Annotated in this window: 12 protein-coding genes and 2 pseudogenes; 7 read left to right on the plus strand and 7 right to left on the minus strand. The window is 68.5% G+C overall.

The features are described 5' to 3' along the window. Nucleotides 1-425: 425 nt before the first annotated feature. Together D7W79_RS46040 and D7W79_RS45165 are read left to right on the plus strand one after the other, a co-directional pair. Nucleotides 426-929: pseudogene (locus D7W79_RS46040) on the plus strand (DUF2381 family protein); the annotation flags it as partial. Nucleotides 930-940: 11 nt separating this feature from the next. Further along, nucleotides 941-1,439: pseudogene (locus tag D7W79_RS45165) on the plus strand (hypothetical protein). A 360-nt stretch (nucleotides 1,440-1,799) separates the two neighbouring features. On the opposite strand, the gene D7W79_RS24490 reads toward D7W79_RS45165, so the two are convergent. The 5 genes from D7W79_RS24490 to D7W79_RS24515 form a co-directional block, all read right to left on the minus strand. After that, nucleotides 1,800-2,288 carry an SMI1/KNR4 family protein gene (locus D7W79_RS24490; protein ID WP_120527816.1) on the minus strand — a complete coding sequence of 163 codons (489 nt, stop codon included), beginning with the start codon at nucleotides 2,286-2,288 and terminating at the stop codon, nucleotides 1,800-1,802. 11 nt (nucleotides 2,289-2,299) lie between these two features. After that, a complete protein-coding gene (locus tag D7W79_RS45170; protein ID WP_244221939.1) occupies nucleotides 2,300-2,554 on the minus strand; it encodes a hypothetical protein in 255 nt (84 codons plus the stop codon). A 479-nt stretch (nucleotides 2,555-3,033) separates the two neighbouring features. Then, a complete protein-coding gene (locus D7W79_RS24500; protein WP_120527818.1) occupies nucleotides 3,034-3,321 on the minus strand; it encodes a hypothetical protein in 288 nt (95 codons plus the stop codon). A 329-nt stretch (nucleotides 3,322-3,650) separates the two neighbouring features. Further along, nucleotides 3,651-5,570, minus strand: a complete 1,920-nt coding sequence (locus D7W79_RS24510; protein WP_120527819.1) for a bifunctional metallophosphatase/5'-nucleotidase — start codon at nucleotides 5,568-5,570, stop codon at nucleotides 3,651-3,653. Between the two features lie 882 nt (nucleotides 5,571-6,452). Then, a complete protein-coding gene (locus tag D7W79_RS24515) occupies nucleotides 6,453-8,522 on the minus strand; it encodes an RCC1-like domain-containing protein (RefSeq protein ID WP_244221940.1) in 2,070 nt (689 codons plus the stop codon). A gap of 445 nt (nucleotides 8,523-8,967) precedes the next feature. Between D7W79_RS24515 and D7W79_RS24520 the strand changes: the two genes are divergently transcribed. The 3 genes from D7W79_RS24520 to D7W79_RS24530 all read left to right on the plus strand — a co-directional run bounded on the left by D7W79_RS24520 (nucleotide 8,968) and on the right by D7W79_RS24530 (nucleotide 11,693). Then, complete coding sequence (locus D7W79_RS24520; RefSeq protein ID WP_120527827.1) at nucleotides 8,968-10,641, plus strand: LVIVD repeat-containing protein; 1,674 nt, start codon at nucleotides 8,968-8,970, stop codon at nucleotides 10,639-10,641. 351 nt (nucleotides 10,642-10,992) lie between these two features. Continuing rightward, entirely contained in the window at nucleotides 10,993-11,307 is a 315-nt protein-coding gene (locus D7W79_RS24525) for a hypothetical protein (protein WP_147442034.1), read from the plus strand. Nucleotides 11,308-11,315: 8 nt separating this feature from the next. Then, nucleotides 11,316-11,693, plus strand: a complete 378-nt coding sequence (locus D7W79_RS24530; RefSeq protein WP_120527821.1) for an FHA domain-containing protein — start codon at nucleotides 11,316-11,318, stop codon at nucleotides 11,691-11,693. 5 nt (nucleotides 11,694-11,698) lie between these two features. On the opposite strand, the gene dnaG is transcribed toward D7W79_RS24530, so the two are convergent. Then, a complete protein-coding gene (gene dnaG, locus D7W79_RS24535; RefSeq protein WP_120527822.1) occupies nucleotides 11,699-13,450 on the minus strand; it encodes a DNA primase in 1,752 nt (583 codons plus the stop codon). 90 nt (nucleotides 13,451-13,540) lie between these two features. Here dnaG and D7W79_RS24540 point away from each other — a divergent pair, with 90 nt between their 5' ends. Together D7W79_RS24540 and D7W79_RS24545 are read left to right on the plus strand one after the other, a co-directional pair. Beyond that, nucleotides 13,541-14,173, plus strand: coding sequence for a glutathione S-transferase family protein (locus D7W79_RS24540; RefSeq protein WP_120527823.1), 633 nt, complete (start codon nucleotides 13,541-13,543; stop codon nucleotides 14,171-14,173). 79 nt (nucleotides 14,174-14,252) lie between these two features. Continuing rightward, nucleotides 14,253-15,806: a hypothetical protein gene (locus tag D7W79_RS24545; RefSeq protein ID WP_120527824.1), complete on the plus strand. Its 1,554-nt coding sequence runs from the start codon at nucleotides 14,253-14,255 to the stop codon at nucleotides 15,804-15,806. Nucleotides 15,807-15,843: 37 nt separating this feature from the next. Here D7W79_RS24545 and D7W79_RS24550 read toward each other — a convergent pair. Further along, nucleotides 15,844-16,322 (minus strand): APC family permease (locus tag D7W79_RS24550; RefSeq protein WP_120527825.1); only part of this gene is annotated, 479 nt, incomplete at its 5' end.

Genomic DNA, 16,322 nt, shown 5'->3' on the forward strand with positions numbered 1-16,322 from the left:
AGTGTCTGCTTCATTCGAGATCCACTAACCTCTGCTCGAGCCTTATCGTCGGCAGCGTCAGATGTGTATAAGATACAGGGACCAACTACGCCACCGGAGGAACCGGTGTCTCGGGCGGCACGGGAACTTATTACGCCGGTGGAGGCGGTGGCTACGGCGGCGGCGGCGGCGGCTACAACAATGCCACCGGGGCGGGCGGTTCGTCGGGAGGCAACGGCGCGGGCACAGGCACCACGGGCGGCCTGGGCGCGACCAACTGGTCCACGGCGACGACGCTGCCCACCGCGGCGGGAGCCAGTACCGTCTACGGAGGCAATGCGGGTCTGGTCATCCTGACCTACGACTCCGCCAGCTGCACCCTCTGATTCACAGCTCCACAGGCGGGGGCGGACGCGCCGCCCCCGCCGCAGTACCTCAGTTGGGCGCCGCGCCTCGAACCGTTGGCGGTGGTCCGCAACAAGGTCGTCCTGGAGCCCATGCATGACCTCGCCGACGACGAAGGCATTCCCCTGATCGTGACGCTGGTGGATGGGACGGAGGTGGCGTTCCTCCTGCGTCACCCGGGCTGGAGGCAATCGGACGGTGCGGACCAGCAGGTCGACGTGTTCAAGGATCCAGAGAGCTACGCGAGCATGCGCAAGGGCAAGGTCGCGGTCGTCTTCAAGGTCAAGAACACCCACGCTCAAAAACCCTGGAGCCTGAAGTCGGCGCGGCTGGTGACCAAGGACGGCGGTCATGCGCGTGCCGTCGCGATTCGCGTCACGGCGCGCGAAATCCCGGTCGGAAGCTCCGGCGTGGTGGCCGCTGTGGTGGACAGCAGTGCCTTCATGGAGGAAGGCGTGTTGACCAGCCTGTTCCTTGAGATCTACCGCCAGGACGGCTTGAGGCAGGCGTTCGTCCAGCTAGATCCAGCGCTGCTGGCGCGATAAGAGCGCGACGCATGGCATCCCGCACGTTCACGCTCCTGGGCTGCGCGGTCCTGCTCATGACGGCCCCTGGCTGCCCGGGCACGGCGACGGGCAAGGTGGCCCTGCGTTCCGACGGCACGCCGGGGCCGGAGGAATGTCCCGAAGAAGCACGCAAGGCGATGAAGTACCTGCGGCTGTTCGTGGGGGACTCCGCCTGGGTTCAGCTCGACGCGAACCAGTCCCGCGCCTATCCCATCACCCTGTACGCCGGTCCCATCGAAAGCGTCCTCGAAGACAACCTGGGTCCGCTTGAAGCACCGGCCCGGCTCTATGGCCGCGTCTGGGCGGACGGGCCGCAGGCCGTGATCCGGTACTACGCCGCCCAACCCCTGGATGGAGGGGATCAGGTTCCCATCTGCGGTCGCGAGGCTCGGGCTCGGACAACTCCGGAAGCTGCCGGAGTCCAAGCCTGGAACCGCCGTGCTCGGTTCACCCCGTGCGGGCGTCTACATCGTGAACGAGTTCCGGTAGAGCCGCGAAACCTGGTAGCTCGTGTCTGGATAGGGTTGTCCTGGCGAGTGATGGCACCGGCTGAGTCCAAATCAACTCCATCTTGGGTGCGTCACGCGCAGGGCTCATCCGTCCAACTGCATGCCAATACGCACATGCATGGCAACGGCAGGCAGGGGCTGGAGCGGCTGTGCCGCTATGGGGTCGGCCTTCTGGGGCTCGCTGGGCTGCGCGACTGCGGCCGCTGGTTCGTCCAGGCCCAGGCGCCCGCCCAGCACCAGTCCGTCCAGGATGCGCCCGAGTCCGGTTCCTCTTCGAGGCGCCTGAGTCGCACGCGGTTCCGGTTTCCCCTCTCGAATGAGGGCGAGAAACCGGAACCGCTCATCCCTCGGACGAACTCCCGCTCAGCCAGAAGTAGTCGTCCCCGCTGGCCAGCGCCTTCTCCAGGAAGTCGCTGAAGGACGATGCGATGATCCGACTGTGGACCGGGTCGGGGAACGTCCCGTGGTACCCGTCTCGCAGCGGATAGCGTCCGTCGTGCTTCTGCGACACGTCGACCAGAACGAAGTCCGTGTCCTGGAGGTCCACGAGCGTGTACCACGTCGCGGGGCCATTCGCGTCCTCGTCCCGCCCCTGGATGGCCACGCGCCCGCGGCGGACCTGGGCGAGCGGGAGGATCCAGAAGTTGGTGTCAGGCCAAGGCATGAAGAGGGCTGCGCCGTCGCAGTGCAGGTAGAAGGCCCGGAGGTCCTCGTCGAGCTTCCAGCCGATGCGTTCCTCGAACGCCGCGAGTTCCTCGGCAGCGGTGGGAGGATTCGGGAAATGGCGCTGGTCGACCTCCGCGAGCAGGCGCTGCATGCGTGTGGACATGGGGTTCAACCTCAATCCGAGTACGGACGCTCAGGGCCCGGCGTGAGCCACTTCCCGCCAGGGGCGTAGCAGGCAGGGTACTCGGCGTTGATGGTGGTATGTACGTCGTCGGGGACAGGCAGGACGTTGCCGGGCGCCGTCGGATCCCCTCCATGAAGGAAGTCGCGCAGGTGGTGACCGGGCCACGCTCGTCCCGCCGTGTTCGGCCAGGTGCCGAGCTCCTTCGCCCACTCCTCGCGGAAGCGGAGGCGGGAGCGTGACCACACCTTTCGGAGGCTCTCAGGGTCCGCCACCTTCGGGTAGTCGCAGCAGCAGTGGGTGATGGCAAGGCGTCCGCCAGCCTCTGCGGGCATTAGCAGGAATCGCCCCTGCCAGTCGCCCTTGAAGTCGGCCAGCCACATGCAGCCCATGAGCGGGTATCCCTGCGCCGCGCACTTCGACTCGCAGCGGGCGATGAACGCGGCGCTGCACTGCCAGGGCCCGTAGTAGATGGTCGTCCGGAGTTGCCCGCCGTCCGGCGTCCTGACGACCGATCCGACCCACTTCGCGCGCGCAGGGCTACCACCGCCGCTGACGGTGGCCGAGCCGCACCCGACGAGGGCGAGGAGGGCAGCGACACTCGCGGCGCAGCGGGGAGCGGGGACGGCTGACATGGCTTAATATGTCATCACGGCAAAACCAGAAAGTTAAGTCGCAGGCGCGAGTGTGGCCTGTTGGGTAGGACGCACGGGACGACCCAGGCGCGCTACTCCTTCTCCGGACGCACGCCGCCGGGAGGGGTCAACCTTCGAATCGTCCAAGGCGCCAGGTCCACTCCCGCCCGTGCAAGGTAGGCCGCCGCCTCGACTTCTCCGGACCGTCCCGGAGTGCCCGTGAGCGCGGCCATGAACGGCCCTTCCCACGCGTCCGCGTCATCCATCAGGCCTTCGCGAAGGAAATTCCGGAAGGCGTCCTGGCTCGGATGGGACATCTGGAGTCGGCACATGGAGCTGCGGCACTCCAGGGACACGATGCGCGCGCCCCGAGGCAGCACGGCATGTGCCGCCTCCTGGGCGCCGATGCGGGCGCCTGCGTCCTGGAGTGCGACCTCAGACCGGAAGGTCGTGGAGGCTTCACGGCCGTCGTCTGGAGGGCTGGTACGGCGCAGCGCGGCCCGCGCTCGAGGCGCTCCAGCGCATGGGCAGCGCCTGCAACCCGGGCATCCGCTCGCTGGTGGAGCTGACTCCGGTGCCCGGTGCCGTTGTCACCGGGCTGCGGCGGGAGCTCGTCGGAGGTCGGGCCTGGTACGGCGTATCCATGTCCAGCACCTTCCAGCCCAGCGAGGCGAGCCTTGCGGGGGGGCGCTGGGCGTCGGGTTGCCGGCTACGGCAGCCGGGTCATGCGGTCGAGCGCCGGGGCCGGCAGCGGGTTCGCCTGGGTGCTCTTCGCGGTCAGGTAGGCCTCCAGCGCATCCAAGTCCACCGCGCCGCCCAGGGTGTCCGTGCCCTCCGCGAAGACGGTGAAGTTGTCGCCGCCCGGGGCGAGGATGTTGTTCGTCGTCACGCGGTAGCTGGCGGCGGGATCCACCGTGACGCCGTTCAGCTGGATGCTGGCGGGGTCCACCTTGGAGCCGATGGGCGCCGACGCGCTGAACGCGTACTTGAAGCCTGCCGATGGGAGGAGGATGCGGGTGAGGTTGCCCGTGCGGAACTGCTGCTCCAGCAGGCGTTCAATCTGCGCGCCCGTCAGTGTCATGGTGACCAGCGTGTTGCTGAAGGGCTGCACGGTGAACGCCTCGCCATAGGTGACGGCGCCGACGTCGTTGGGGTCAGCCGGGTCGCGCACGAGGTCGGCGCGCACGCCGCCCGGGTTCATGAAGGCAATCTGGGCGCCGCCCAGGGCCGCGGGCTTCGTGGCCTCCAGCTGGGCGTCCGCGATGACGAAGCCCATGGTGGACTGGCCGGTGGGGTCCCTCTGGAGGTTGCTGCGGGTGAGCGTCTCGGCGACCCAGCCAATGACGCGGCCCTCCAGTGGCGCCGTCAGTCCCTTGTAGCGGGTGATGAGCTCGGTGATGTCCGGGTCGGGCGCCACCGTGGGGGTGACGATGACGTTCTGGGCCTGGGCCTTCACCACCTGGCCGGAGGCCGCGTCCAGCGTCAGGTCGATGTCCGTGACGAGCCGGCCCACCGACGCGGCGCTGGTGACGAGCTTGCCGCTCAGCGTGCAGTTGTAGGCCTGGTGGGTGTGGCCACTGACGATGACCGCCACCGCCGGGTCCAGGTTCTGGGCGATGTCCAGGATGGGGCCGGTGACGCCCTTGCACTCGTTGTAGAGCGACTCGAGCGCGGGCGTCCCGCCCTCGTGCACCATGACGACGATGGCGTTCACGCCCTGCGCCTTCAGCTCCGGCACCAGCGCGTTGACGGTGTCCACCTCGTCCTTGAAATCCAGCCCCGCCACGCCCGTGGGCACGACGATCTTCGCCGTGCCTTCCAGCGTCATGCCGACGAAGGCCACCTTCACGCCGTCGAAGGTGCGCACGTCGTAGCGCGGGAAGAGGGTGCGGCCCGGGCCGGTGGCCACGTTGGCCGCGAGGAACTTGAACTTCGCGCCGGAGAAGCCGGTGCCGTCCTGGCAGCCGTTCACGGGGTGGCAGCCGCCGGCCTGCATGCGAAGGATCTCCGAGCCGCCCTCGTCGAACTCGTGGTTGCCCACCGCGCTCAGGTCCAGGCCCAGCTGGTTCATCGCCTCGATGGTGGGCTCGTCGTGGAAGAGCGCGGACAGGAGCGGCGAGGCGCCGATGAGGTCTCCGGCGGACACGACGATGGTGTTCGGGTTCTTCGCGCGCAGGTCCGCGACGTACCTCGCGAAGTACACCGCGCCGCCCGCGTTCACCCGGTCCGTGCCGCCGTCCGGCAGGATGGCCTGGATGATCTGACCGCCGCTGCCGCTCGCGGGCTCCAGTTGCCCGTGGAAGTCATTGAACGCGATGATCTTCAGGGACACCGTCGCGCTGCTGCCGGCGTCATCGGTTCCGGCGTCATCGGTGCTGGTGCCGGCGTCGGTGCCGGTGCCCGCGTCGGGCGGGGGCGGAAAGGTGACGGCCTTGCAGACGTGTTCGACGCAGGTCCAGCCCTGGCCTTCCGGCGCGGGGTTCGAGTCCTCGCAGTCAAAGGCATTCACGCATTCCTGGCTGCCGCAGCCGCCGTGCATGAAGAGCAGCAGGCCCGTGACGAAGGCCCCGGCGAGGAGGAAGACACTGGGGCGCGTGGCATTCTGCGCGAAGGGGACGGAAGACTGCATCGAGGCGGCTCCTGGTGTCAGGAATGGGAAGGCGCGCAGGACGCGACTCCCCCGGGAAAGACAGCCACCATGGCACTGCCCCATGGCACCGGTGTGTGGGTTCTGTCCCCAATGGGGGGATCGCCGCGCTGTGTGAAGCGGATGACACCCGACCATGCTTCAAGGGCTGGGACACGCCTGACACCACAGCAACTCCACGGCACCGCCCACGCGGCCCCAGAGCACCGCCGCCTGGTCGAACAGCCGGCCCAGGCGCCACGCCTCGTCGCGCAACAGGCCCGGGACGAAGCGGTCACGAGGAACAACGGTGGCGTCCCGGGAAGCTGAAGTGCAACGCCTGCTCCCCCAATCGCGCTCCTATCCTTCCTATGCTCAGGTGTATGCCCGTCTTTCAAAGGGCTGCGGCGACACGGGTTTCTTCCCGGCATATCGCGCGCCGCGGAACTGAGCCGCGGGAAGCCCTTCCGCACACAAGAATCTGTTTCAACTTCTGAAGAGGGAAGGGACTTCTCCATCCGGACTTCGCGCTGTTGAGCCGGATGGATGGAGGACGCGATGGAGCTACGGAAGGCAGAACAGGCAGACCTTGAAGAGGTGATCAAGGCTGGCCACACGCACGGGCTTCGTCCGTCGAGGTGTCCTTGAACAAGGACATTCCAGGCCATCCAGACACCCGTGGCGGGCAGGGCTTCCCAGCGCAGCACCGCGAGCCCCTTGCTTGAGGCGACACACCGGGCCACCGCCGCAACGCCGCCGACCTCCGCAACGACCGGGGACGTGGGGGATGGTGGCTCTCAGCGCGCGGCTCGCGCTGCCGCTCCACCTGGGAGGTGGCATGCGGCAGGGCGATGGCCCACCGGAGGGCCCGCTTCTCCTACCCGCTCACCAGGCCTTGGACGGAGACAAGCGCATCCCTGCGTCACCATTCCCGAAATGTCCGTAGAGGTTGTCGCCCCAGGCCCAGACAGTCCCGCCATTCGTGATGGCAAACGAGAAGTAGTTTCCCGCTGTCACGGACACCAGGCCCGTGAGGCCTGGCACTCGCGTAGGTGTCTGCCGGGCGGTGTTCGTCCCATCTCCCAGTTGACCAAAGAAGTTCCCGCCCCAGGCCCAGACGGTGCCGTCCGCTTTCAATGCAAGCGCATGAGCCCTGCCGGCGGACAGGTCGACCACCTCGGTGAGCCCGGCCACCTGCCTGGGCAGCCACCACTTCACGCCTTCACCAGGGGGCTCCTCGCCTGGCGGGGCGGTGAGGTCCGCGCCCCAACTCCAGACGGTGCCGTCCTTCTTCAACGCCAATGCGTACGAATCGCCCGCAGCCAGTTTCACCACGCCGGTAAGCCCCTGAACCTGCCTGGGCTCCAGGTCGTCGCTGGACTCCCCGATGTATTCCTTGCCCAGCTGACCCGCGGAGTTGCTGCCCCAGGCCCAGACCGTGCCATCCGCCTTCAACGCCAACGAGAACGCATCGCCCGCGACCACGTCCACGACACCGGTGAGCCCCAGCACCTGCGTGGGCACCGTCTGCATGAGGTTCTCCCCGGCATCTCCGTTGCCCAGCTGGCCACTGGAGTTGCTGCCCCAGGCCCAGACTGTCCCGTCCGTCTTCAGCGCCAGTGAGTGGAAACCGCGCGCGGCCAGGGCGGACACACCGGTGAGCGTGGGAATCCGCAGGGGCGTCTCCTGGTTCGCGTTCGTCCCAAGCCCCAGCTGTCCACGGAAGTTACCGCCCCAGGCCCAGACGGTGCCGTCCGTCTTCAATGCCAGTGAATGGATCCGGCCCGCGGCGATGTCCGCCACGTGGGTGAGGGTGGGCAGCCGGGTGGGCGTCCGCGGCTGGAGGCTTGATTCAACTCCCAGCAGGGAATCGTCCTGCCCCCAGGCCCAGACGGTGCCGTCCGCTTTCCGTGCCAATGCATGCTCGTCACCTGCAACCAATTGCTGGCAGTTCGTGAGCAGGGAAGGGGTTGGCGTGGCGAAGGTGCTGTAGAGCGCACCCCAGGCCCAAAGGGCGCCGTCCGCCGTGCGCGCCAGCACATGCACGCTGCCCACGGACAAGGTGGTCACACGCGTGAGCCCTGGCACCTGGGTGGGCATCCACTGGTCGATGGTGGTCCCATCGCCCTGCTGACCGAAATGGTTGTTACCCCAGGCCCAGACGGTGCCGTCCGCCTTCAGCGCTAGCGAGTTGTATTGCCCCGCCCCCACACTGACCACGTCCGTGAGGCCCAGCACCGGCCCAAGCTCCGCGGAAGCAGGACCTTGCCTCCCATTGCCCAGCTGGCCATTGGAATTGCTGCCCCAGGCCCAGACAGTGCCATCCGCACCCAACGCCAACGAGTGCATGGCCCCCCTCGCCAAGGCCACCACGGGAGGAAGATAGGGGATCTGCCGGACAGCCCGCCGTGAGTCGCCCCAACTCCAGACGGTGCCGTCCGCCTTCAGCGCCAGCGAAGAGGTGCTCAGTGAGGCCAGGGCCACCACGCTGGTGAGCCCCACCACCTGCACGGGCGCTGACTCGTCGCTGAGCGTCCCCTCACCCAGTTGACCGTAGGAGTTGTTGCCCCAGGCCCAGACCGTGCCGTCCGCTTTCAGAGCCAGCGAGTGCTCGCTGCCCGCGGCCAGGGCGGACACGCCGGTGAGGCCCGGCACCTGGGTGGGGGTTGGCCGGTCGGTGGTCGTCCCGTCGCCCAACTGGCCGTCGTGGTTGTTACCCCAGGCCCAGACGGTGCCGTCCGCCTTCAGTGCCAGTGAGTGGGCGCTGCCCGTGGAAAAGGCAGACACGTCCGTGAGGCCCACCACCCGGGTGGGGGTTGGCCGGTCGGTGGTCGTCCCGTCGCCCAGCTGGCCATGGTCGTTCTCTCCCCAAGCCCAGACGGTTCCGTCCTTCCGGGTCACCAGGTTGAAGTAGAGCCCTGCGGCGACAGGCCCGGTGAAGCCCTCTTCCGCCACGGTTCCCGCGTCCTCGTCGCCCCCTGCCGTCCCGGAGTCAGCGGTCGTCCCGGCGTCCAGGCTCCCGCTGGTCCCGGAGTCGGGGGCGTTCCCCGGTGCCTCTTCCGTGGCGCATCCGGCCAGTACGAGACACATGCCAAGAATCAGGCTCAACGGCCAGCCTCTTCCCTCTCGCTTCATGGCTCCCCCTCGCTGCGTGTATGCCCTGCCTCTCTTCCAGAGCCATGCGCGGTGGCCGCGCGCGCGGTGGCGTGGCTTGGAAGGAGCACGCCGATTCTATGTCAGAGATGAGCGCAGCCACTTCGGATGGGGTCGCGTTCCATGTCGGCTGGTGCACAGATAACTTCAGAATGGGTCGGTTGATTCACCCGATGGTTGCCTGAGGCAAGTGCTTTCCGGAGGCCCTGGTAAATCCAGACCTTGATTGGTTATGGATTTCCATTCCATGCCCCATCCCTCCCGTTGGCTGTTGCTCTCTGCCTCCCTGGTTCTGGGTGGCTGCGCTTCCTCCTCTGGCAATGACGCCGGGACGCCGCCGCCTCCCGTGGACAGCGGCACTTCCGACGCGGGGCCTCCCGACGCGGGCACCGACGACGCGGGCATTCCTGACGCGGGCGAGGTCTGGGACGGCGGCGCGCAGACGCTGGAGGACCCGGGGGACGTGGTGGAGCAAGCGCCGTACTCGGACTGCACCTTCACCCCAGAGATAGGCACCACCCCCGCTTCGTGCTCGGACCCGGCCCTGTTCGACCGGTCCATGTGCCCAGCCGGGGCGCTCGACGACCTGGGGACTTCGGGCGCGTACGAGGTCCGCATGCTGGCCTCCAACACTTCCTATCAAATCGGCTTCACGCTGCGGCTGCCTTCGGATGGTGGTGTGGGCACGATTGATGGCACGCCGCTGCTCTTCCAGGACGTGGGGGCCGGGAAGTTCTTCTTCGGGGCCCAGGTACCGCAGAGGTTCCCCACCCCCACCTATCGGAACCGCATCTTCGCCGGCTGCACGCGGCCGGAGCCGGACCGCGTCAACGGTTGCTACGCGTGGTGCAATCCCGAGGGACGGGTGACGTCCAAGGGCAGCTTCACGGCGCTGCGCCCCGGATGGGGACGGGGCGAGGTGGAGGCCTCGGGCCTGAAGCTCGTCTCCGAGTCCGCCGTCCCACTGGCCTTCCCGGTGGACATCTACGTCACGAAGGGACACGCGTACGTGGTGGCCATTGGCGACAACACCGGGGACGGAGGCCTGGCGGTCTACGACGTGAAGGACCCCGCCCACCCGGTGCTCAAGAAGCGAATCCAGCTGGAGGGGGATACCTACTGGAATGGGGCCTGGGCGAAGGACGACGCGCTCTACATCGCCAGCGCCAACTCCGGCGTCATCGTCTACGACATCACGAACCCGGCGGATCCGCGGTACCTGCGCGCGCTGCCCGGCGGCGCCCTCAACGTGCACACCGTGCACGTGCGTGGAGACCGGCTCTACGGCATGGCGCCCTCGTCCTCCAGCCAGACGCTCATGTTCGACGTGAGCTCGGCGCTTTCGCCGCGGCTGCTGGACCGCATCTCGATTCCAGACGAGGGCTTTGGGGGCGTGCACGACGCCTTCGCGTACGGAGACAACCTCTACGTCAACCACACCAGCGCGGGATACATCGCCTTCGACGTGGGGGACCCGACGCGCGTCCGGGAGCTGGGGCGCTACACCTACGGCGACGCGTTCAGCCACGCGAATGCGGTGGGCACCTTCGCGGGACGCACCATCGCGTTCGAGGGCGGCGAGCAGTTGAACGCGCACCTGCGCGTGCTGGACGTCACCGACCCCGCGAACATGCGGCTCATTGGCCAGTACGCGCTGCGCCCCGAGTACTCCATCCACAACATGGTGCTGGTGGGCACGAAGCTCTACATCGCGTACTACCAGGAGGGCGTGCGCGTGCTGGACGTGTCCGTGCCGCCCCGGCCGCGCGAGGTGGCGTACTTCAACACGTACAAGGACGCCCCGCCGACCCGGACGGGCTCCGAGTTCTTCTCGAACGCCATTGGCATCCGCGTGCCTGGAGACGGGTTCATCTACGTGGTGGACGCGAACCGGGGCCTGCTCATCCTCCGGGAGGAGTGAGCTGGACTTCTGGGCTCAGGCCGCGCTCGTCGGAAGCATGAAGGCCAGGAACACGGTCGCCAGACGGTGAAGCCATGCGTTGTAGCGCGAAGCGCCACATCCGGGCCGGAAGCCGTGACCTGAAACGATACATTTCCTGTCACAGAAGAGACGTCCGCGACAGACCGCGCTCGACCTCCTCTCTGATAGCGCTGGGAGGGATGGCGCTTCGCGACGACTGGCATGAAGTCTGCTCCGGGCGGGACATGCCCTTCCGGCCCACCGTGGCGAAGGGCGGGCCTTTCACGCCGGGTCTTCATGACGGTCGTGTCGGGACGTGGAACCAACCAGCACCAAGAAAGACAAATGCACATGCGGATCGCCGTGGGACTCCTGGCCTGTGGGCTGATGCTCGGTTGTGGTGGCGCTGAGTCGGACGTGACGATGGACGATGGTGCCAGGACGGATGCTGAGCGGACCGTCACGGCCAGCGCCGACCTTCAGCACGCCCGGTTCGAGGTGAAGGCCACCAGCGCGGTGTCGTCCCCCTGTTCTCCCTCGCAGTTGGAGGCTGCCGAGGCTCACATGGTCAAGAACTTCGGCCCGTATACGCGGCTGGTGGACTGCACCTACTACTTCTTCGGCCAGGTGGGCTTCATCGACTACACCTACACCCTCACGCGCTGAGGGGCTGAATGGCCTTGCCCTTCCGGCCTTCCGTGCCGGGAGGGCAGCCGGTGGGCCGCGCGGATATCCTGTCCACCATGCCCCAGGCCCATGCTCCGAAGTACGTCGCGCTGACCCTTGTCACGTCGGTAGGGCAGGAGATTCCCGTCACGGGGACCTCGTTCACCATTGGCCGGCAATTCGACTGTGATTACCGGCCTGACTCCGTGCAGATCTCGCGTCGGCACACCCTGCTGATCCACGGGCCGGAGGGTTGGTTCGCGGAGGACATGGGCTCCGCCATGGGGACCGTCCACAACCAGCGTCCCCTCACCGCCCGCCAGCGACTGGCCGATGGCGACGAGCTCGGGGTCGCGGACGTCAAGCTCCGGATCCGGCTCCGCTAGCGTCTTCAGCGAAGGTCCTGGAGCACCTGGAGCACCCGGTGCCGCAGGGCCAGCAGCTCCGAGCGCTGGGAGAGTCGCGCGAGGCTCGCGCCACTGGGTCGGGATTCGCGAGTGAGTCCGGTCAGCTTCGCCAGCTCCGCGTTCACCCGGCGAAGGGACAACTCACAGCAGGCGGCGCGGAAGACCTTCACCAGGGCGTCCTCCTCCGTGGGCAGGGTCCGCGTGGCGCCCGCGAGGGCTCGCGCCACCGCGCCGGTGGCCGCGAGGCCTCCGGTGTTCGCGGTGCCCAGCGCCATTCGCAGCCCCGCCTCCTGAAGATGCTCCAGCGCCCCGAAGACGTCCTGGTCCCGCACGCTGGGATTGCGCAGCACACAGGCCACCGCGCGGGCCTCCAGCGCATCCACGCCGCGCTCGGCTGGCGTGACGACCGCGGGGGCAGGGGAAGGCGCCTGGGTCACCGCCGCTGCCGGTGTCCCGGTGAGCACGCCCTCCAGTTCCGCGGAGGGCAGCCCCATGTGAGCGGACAGTGCGTCGAGGAAGGCCGTGCGCATGAGGCCCGGGGGGATCTTCGCCACGACTTCGCGCAGCCGTCCCAGCGCGAGCATCTTCTCCTCGAAGCTGGCTTCACGCCCGTCGGGCAGCACGGAAGTGAAGAGGTGGCGCGTGAGCGGACGGGCATCCTCGAGCAGACGGGACACGCCTGCTCCGCCCTCCCGCAGCGCGAAGGTGTCCGGATCCTCCCCCTGGGGCAGCAGCGCCACGGAGGTGGCCACTCCGGCGGCGAGCAGCGGTCCGGCCAGGCGCTCCACCGCGGCGAGCCCCGCCGCGTCCCCGTCCAGCAGCAGCACCAGCTCGCGGGCCTCCGCTTTCGCGAGCATCTGGAGGTGGCCCGGCGTCAGGTGCGTGGAACAGAGCGCCACGGCATGGCGCACCCCCACCTGATGCAGGAGGACGCAGTCGAAGTAGCCCTCCACCAGCACCGCGCGATGCAGCCGGCGGATCTCCGCCCGCGCGAGGTCCATCCCGAACAGCGTGTCCGCCTTGTGGTAGAGCGGGCTGTCCTTCGAGTTGAGGTACTTCGGTCCCCCGGCGCCACCGGGCATGAGGCGCCCCCCGAAGCCCAGGGGACGTCCGTCCGGCGAGCGCAGCGGCAACATCACCCGGCCCCGGAAGAAGTCGTAGCAACCCGCGCCCTGCTTGCGCGGCCGCACGAGTCCCGTCTCGAGTCCCGCCTCCCGCAGCCCCGCGCGCTCGATCCGCTCCGCGAGCCGGTCCCAGGCGTCGGGAGCCCAGCCCAACCCGAACGCGCGCGCCGTCTCTTCCGTGACGCCCCGCGCCTCCAGATAGGCCCTGGTCGCTGCGCCTTCACTGCTCCAGAGCTGCGTCTGGAAGTGTTCCTGGGCCAGCCTCGTCACGTCGCGCAAGCGCTGGCTTGAGTCCGCCGCCGAAGACTCGGATTCGGACACCGGGAGTCCCACCTCCCGTGCCAGCTCCCGCACGGCCTCCCCGAAGGAGAGCCCGAGCATGCGCCGGAGGAAGTCCACCGCGTCTCCGCGCGCGCGGCACCCGTGGCAGAAGAAGAAGCCCTTCTCCGGGACGACGTAGAAGGACGGGGTGCGCTCCTCGTGGAAGGGGCACCGGCCGCGAAACTCCTTCCCACTCGGCGTGAGCGCCACGTGACGTGAGATGAGGCCGGGCAGGTCCACCCGGTGGCGCAGTTCCTCGAGGGTCTGGGGAGAGATCCGCCGCGATGCCATGAGCCGTTCCGGAGGGCCACTCTACCCTGGACGGACGCAGGGCCCGCTGCCCACACTCCAGGACCGTTACCCCGTTCGCACGGAGACCGCATGTACACGCTCTACTATTCGCCGGGTGCCGCCAGCATGCTGGTGCACTGGGTGCTGCTCGAACTCGGCCAGCCGCACTCCCTGGAACGCGTCGACACCGGCGCCGGACAGCAGAAGCGCCCCGAGTACCTGGCGCTCAACCCGAATGGCGTCGTGCCGACCCTGCTGATTGACGGAAAGCCGCACTTCGAGGCCGCGGCCCTGGTGACGTACCTCGCGGACCGCCATCCGGAGGCGAGCCTGGCTCCCGCGCCGGGAAGCGCGGCGCGCATGGCCTACTACCAGTGGATGTTCCACCTGGCGAACATGGTGCAGCCGCTGTTCCGGCAGTGGTGGTACCCCCACGAGCCCGCGGGAGAGGCTCATGCCGAAGCCGTGCGCTCCACCGTCGCGGGCCGCATCGAGCGCGCATGGCAGGTGCTGGATGCGCACCTCGCCGAGAACGGCCCCTTGCTGCTGGGGAAGACGCTCAGCGTCGCGGACTTCTACCTCGTCATGCTGATGCGCTGGTCCCGCGCCATGCCGAAGCCCGCCACGGCGTGGCCGCACCTGGCCGCGGTCGCCACCCAATTGAAGGCGCGGCCTTCGTTCGCGACCCTGTACCAGCGCGAGGGGCTGACGGAGTGGGCCTGAGAGGCGGAGTGGGTGTGGGTCACGTCAAAAAGTTGGGCCAGGGGAGGGCAGGGGTGCGCTAGCTTGCGCGCGCTCCGCCATGGGTACCCGAGCCGTCCTCCAGACCACTGTCCTCCTCGCGCTCGCGCTCTCCGCCGCCGTGATGATGGTGCATGGCTTCGCCTCCTTCCCCGGGCTGCACGCGGATGAAGCGTGGGCGGGGCTCCGGGCCCTGGAGCATCAGGAGCGAGGCTTCTTCACGCTCCATGGGATGAGGTACTACGCGGGGAGCCTCTACCCCTACGCGCTCTCGCTTGTCTTCAAGGCGCGAGGCGCTTCGGTCGAGTCGCTTCGGCTCCCAGGCCTGTGCCTGAACGTGGCGGGGCTGGGCATCCTCCTGCTGTTGCTGCTCCGCCAGTCGGTGCGCTCCGCGGGGCTGTTCGTGGCGCTGTGCTGCACCTCGCTGCTCCTGCTGTTGGAGGCACGGATCGCCTGGGAGGTGATGGCCTGGAACCTCTTCGGCATGGCGTGCCTCGTCGCGGTGGCGCACGCGTTCCTGGTCCGTGGAAGTTCCAGCGCCCTCACCGCGTTCCTGTTCTTCGCGGTGAGCCTCGTGGGGGTGCTGAACCACTTCGTCTTCGTCTCCTGGAGCCTGGCGTTCGCGCTGGCCTCGGCGGTGCTCTGGTGGCGTGGCCGTGCGAGCGTCGCCACCTCCCGCTTCTTCGTGCTCAACGCGGTGGGCCTGGCCCCGGTGTTCATCGCCTGCGTGCTCCAGTGGCGGCTGGGCGAGGATTCCTTTCAGCACCATTCCACCTTCGTCTTGTCATCCCTCGTGGCGCTGCCGCTCCTGGCCACCGGGCTGTGGCGGGCGCTGGTGCCCGTACTCGAGCGCCACGCCCCCTCCCTTCAGGCGTGGTGCTCCGCCCGCCTGGAGGGCTCGCGCGTGCGCAAGCCCCACGTCTGGCTCAGGGTGGCGCTGGTGCCGTTCCTCATCATGCACGGCATCGGGCTCCTGGGAGTCCTTGGCAACGACGTGCTCTACCGCCGGCTGTTTGGCTATGTGCCGCCGCTGGCGCTCCGCCTCACGGGGCTGCTCTTCGTGAGCGTGTTGCTCGCCGCCGTCGGGGTCGCGTGTCTTCGCACGTTCAGGGCCTTCCGTCAGGATGCCACCGACCCCCACGGCGCGTTCTGGGCCCTCGTGCTGCCCCTCTACGCGGCCTGCTTCCCGCTCTTCACCAGCCGGGAGTCTCCGCGCCATTACCTGCTGCTGACCCTGGCGCTCTTCTACGCGGGCGCCGTGCTCATCCCGAGCCACCTCCCGAGGATCCGGACGCGGCTGCTCACCGTCACCCTCGTCTTCGCGGCGGTCACCCAGGCGGTGGCCTGGTGGAACCTGGGCTCGCCGCCACGTCCTCCCCTGGACTTCAGGATTGGCTGGCGGAAGGAGACCTCCAAGCACCTGCAGGACATCGCCCCCGTCTATGCGTTGCTGAAGCAAGAGGGCATCTGCCGCTACGAGGGCGAGTTCTTCATCCAGCAGCCGCTCGAGTTCCTGCGGCAGGCCGAGGGCTGGAGCTGTGCGAATCCAGCCGCGGCCACCATCGAATACTGCCCGACCTGCGAGGCGACCTTCTTCTTCTCGGTCCGGCGCTGAGAGGACGTCACCCGAGGGGGCTGAGCGACCTCCCGCGCTATCCGAGCGCCGCTTTCCCGTCCGGCTTGCGCTGGAACCTGTGGAGCACGAAGCCCACCGCGAGCGCGATGGCCCCGGCGACGAGGTTCTTTCGCTCCGCGCTCAGCGCGAAGACGACGCACAGGGCGGCGGCGGCGAGGGGAATCACGGGCCCACCCGGGATGCGGAACGCGTTCGCGGGCGCCTGGAGCTTGCGTCGCAGCACGGGCACCGCCAGGGCCGTGCCGAAGTACGTGGCGAGCCGGGCCACCACGGAGAGCGTGGCGAGCACCTCGAACGAGCCGGAGAACGCCAGGGGCAGCGCGATGGCCGTCTGCGTGAGGATGGCGACCGTCGGCGTGCGGTAGCGCGGATGCAGCGTGGCGAGCGCAGCGGGGCCAAAGCCGTCCTGGGCCAGCGCGTACAGGTAGCGCGGCCCGGCGAGCACGGTGTTGCTGTTGGTCCCCAGGATGGACAGCACCCCGCCCACCGTCATGA

It is taken from the genome of Corallococcus exercitus, from assembly GCF_003611585.1.
Classification (GTDB): Bacteria; Myxococcota; Myxococcia; order Myxococcales; family Myxococcaceae; genus Corallococcus; species Corallococcus exercitus.